The 2,579-nt window shown below is 67.9% G+C and carries 4 protein-coding genes; 3 read left to right on the top strand and 1 reads right to left on the bottom strand.

Features of this window, described 5'->3' with window-relative positions; genetic code table 11:
- From G3N92_RS32625 to G3N92_RS32635, 3 genes are all read left to right on the top strand, one after another.
- The coding region (locus G3N92_RS32625; RefSeq protein ID WP_206131648.1) for a DMT family transporter at positions 1 to 564 on the top strand (564 nt) is incomplete at its 5' end.
- 138 nt (positions 565 to 702) lie between these two features.
- The gene (locus G3N92_RS32630) at positions 703 to 891 is read left to right on the top strand and encodes a hypothetical protein (protein WP_206131651.1); all 189 of its coding nucleotides are present in this window, start codon (positions 703 to 705) and stop codon (positions 889 to 891) included.
- Positions 892 to 1,065: 174 nt separating this feature from the next.
- Positions 1,066 to 1,272 carry a DUF3185 family protein gene (locus G3N92_RS32635; RefSeq protein ID WP_206131649.1) on the top strand — a complete coding sequence of 69 codons (207 nt, stop codon included), beginning with the start codon at positions 1,066 to 1,068 and terminating at the stop codon, positions 1,270 to 1,272.
- 76 nt (positions 1,273 to 1,348) lie between these two features.
- Here G3N92_RS32635 and G3N92_RS32640 read toward each other — a convergent pair whose 3' ends face one another.
- Positions 1,349 to 2,119, bottom strand: coding sequence for a phytanoyl-CoA dioxygenase family protein (locus tag G3N92_RS32640; protein WP_206131650.1), 771 nt, complete (start codon positions 2,117 to 2,119; stop codon positions 1,349 to 1,351).
- Positions 2,120 to 2,579: the final 460 nt, after the last annotated feature.

Here is a 2,579-nt window from a genome sequence, read left to right on the forward strand (position 1 = left end):
TCCGCGCCGCGTCTGGCCGGGCTGCTGCTCGCACTGACCGGGCTGGCGCTGGTGGTCTGGCACGGCCTCGACGGCGGCGGCGTATCGCTGGCCGGCGCGGCGCTCGCGCTCGCGGCGCTCGTCGCGATCACGACCGGCGCGCTGCTGCAGAAGCACAGCGGCGTCGCGCCGGCCGACGGCCTCGCGCTGCAGAACGCCGTCGGTCTCGCCATGAGCCTCGCCTGCGTGCCGTTCGCGCCGGCCGGCGCGCTCGCGTTCGAGGCCGGCTGGCCGTTCGCCGTCGCGGTGCTGTGGCTTGGCATCGTGATCTCGGTGGCCGGGCAGATGCTGTTCTACCGGCTGATGCGCGACGGCGACGCCGTCAATGTGACGAGCCTGTTCTACCTCGTGCCGGTGATCACCACGCTGATGGATGCGATCGGCTTCGGCAACCTGCCGGGCCGGCTCGAAATCGCCGGGATGGCCGCGATCCTGGCCGGCCTGGCGCTGGTGTTTCGTCACGCACCCGATCGTGCGGCGCCGCAAAAGAAGGCGTTCCGTAATGTTTCGGAAAGCGAACGATAGGATTGCAGGCGTGCCTGTGCGCCGGGAAGTCTTTCTTCGAATCGGTAACAATCGGGAATGCGAAATGTGCGTTTTCCTTGCCTATACTCGAATCAACCGCCCGCATCACGATGAGCGGATCGATCGAGGAGGGAGACAATCATGGGCTACTTCACCATTGGCGATTTCATCCTGCTGATTCCGATGGCGCTCGCCGGCGCACTCTTCCTTGGCGCGGTGCCCTGCGGCACGCATCACGTCCGGCACAACATGCTGCGCGTGCTCGGCGCGATGCTCGGCGTGGGCGTCGCGCTGCTGCTGGTAGAGGGCTTGCCCGCGCTGATCTAGCCCCGCGGCACATCCCGCCTCGACGGCGCGCGGCTCCGGCAACGCGCCGTCGCTGCCCTCGTGTTTTCCCGCTTCGCCATTGCGTCCGCCACGCCGGGCCGGCGTGGCCTCGTGCATCGCGGTGCCGCTACGCTACACTGCGGCGTCCAGACGATGCATCCTGCGAGGAAATCCATGACCCGAGCGATCTCGGTTGCCTTGATTGTCGGCGGCCTCGTGCTGCTGTATTTCGGCGGCCAGTCCTTCCATTCGTTCAACGACAGCATGTCACGCCTGTTCACCGGCTCGCCGGCCACCAAGACGATCCTGCTCGTGGCGGGCGGCGCCGTGGCGACGCTGGCCGGGCTGATCGGCCTGGCGATGCCGGGCGGCCGGCGCTGAGCCCGCCACCGCACGCCGCACCATGAAAAAAGCAGCCTGGACGGCTGCTTTTTTCATGGGCGCGCAATCGCTCGACTCACAGTTTGACGTCCGGCTTCGACGCCGAGCGCGATCCCGGCAGCGGCCGGTTGCTCTCGCCGTGATAGGTGTAGACGAGCGAGAACTTCACGCGATCGCTGCGGTTCTGCCCGGCCGAATGCAGCGTATTGCAGTGGAAGAACACCACGTCGCCCGGTTGCAGTTCGGGGCACACGGCGCGGTCGATCATCGCGCGGTTGGCGGGCAGATCGCCGCGGAAGAACTTCGCGTCGTCGAATGCCTCGGCGCCGAACGCGGCCGTATGCGAGCCGGGCACGAGCCAGAGCGCGCCGTTCTCGTTGGTCTCGGCGCCCACCGCGAGCCAGACCGACACCAGATCGGCCCGCTCGAACGCCCAGTAGCGGAAATCGCGATGCCAGCCGGTCAGGCTGCCGTACATCGGATGCTTGGTCATCATGCAGTTGTGATGCACGCGCGAGAGCAGCGCCGTTTCGCCGAAATACGCCTGCATCCAGGCCGCGATCTCGGGCGCCGTGGCGCGCGCGGCGAACGCCGGCGAGCGGCCGTGCGCATCGAGCAGGCGGCGCACCGTCTTGCCGCCCGGCGCGTCCTTCGATTCGGGCGCGCCCGGGTAACGCAGGTCGGCCTCGAATTCGAGCGGCTCGGCCGCCTCCTGCAACTGGCGCTCGGCCTCGGCCTTCAGCGCCGCACAGGTTTCCGGCGCGACCAGCCCGCGGGCGATCACATAACCGTGCTCGCGCAACTCGGCGATTTGCGCGCGAATCATCTCGGACTGCTGTGAAGACATGGTCGACTCGGTGTCGTTTTTATGAATCGATGATTGTATGACGGCGCACGATCCGGCGGAACCCGGCCCCGGGCCGCGCCTGGCCCTTTTTGCGCACGCGCCGCGGAACTGTCGCGCCGTCCGCGCGGACTAACCCCGCAAACGGCGTCCGGAGCCGCCCGGAGCGGCATCGGGATTGCCCGACTTCCTGGCGTCACGAAGCGCCGGTAGCCTGTCGCCGCCTGTCATTTCGACCGGCGCGGTCTTTTTTTGCATCCGCTACCATGCAGCGGTATGTCGCCAGGGGCCACTTTTACTCAGGCGTCGGAATCCGGCCACCCGAAGAGGTCGCCGATCCGGCCCTTTACGAGCCAAGTCACATCGTCATGTCCTTCAGCCTCACCTCCCGCCTGACCCGCGCCGCCAAGCGTCTCGCGCCGCTCGAGCCGCGCCGGATCGTCCGCGCGCTGCGCCACCATCA

This window comes from Burkholderia sp. Ac-20379 (assembly GCF_017104645.1).
In the GTDB taxonomy this organism is placed as follows: domain Bacteria; phylum Pseudomonadota; class Gammaproteobacteria; order Burkholderiales; family Burkholderiaceae; genus Burkholderia.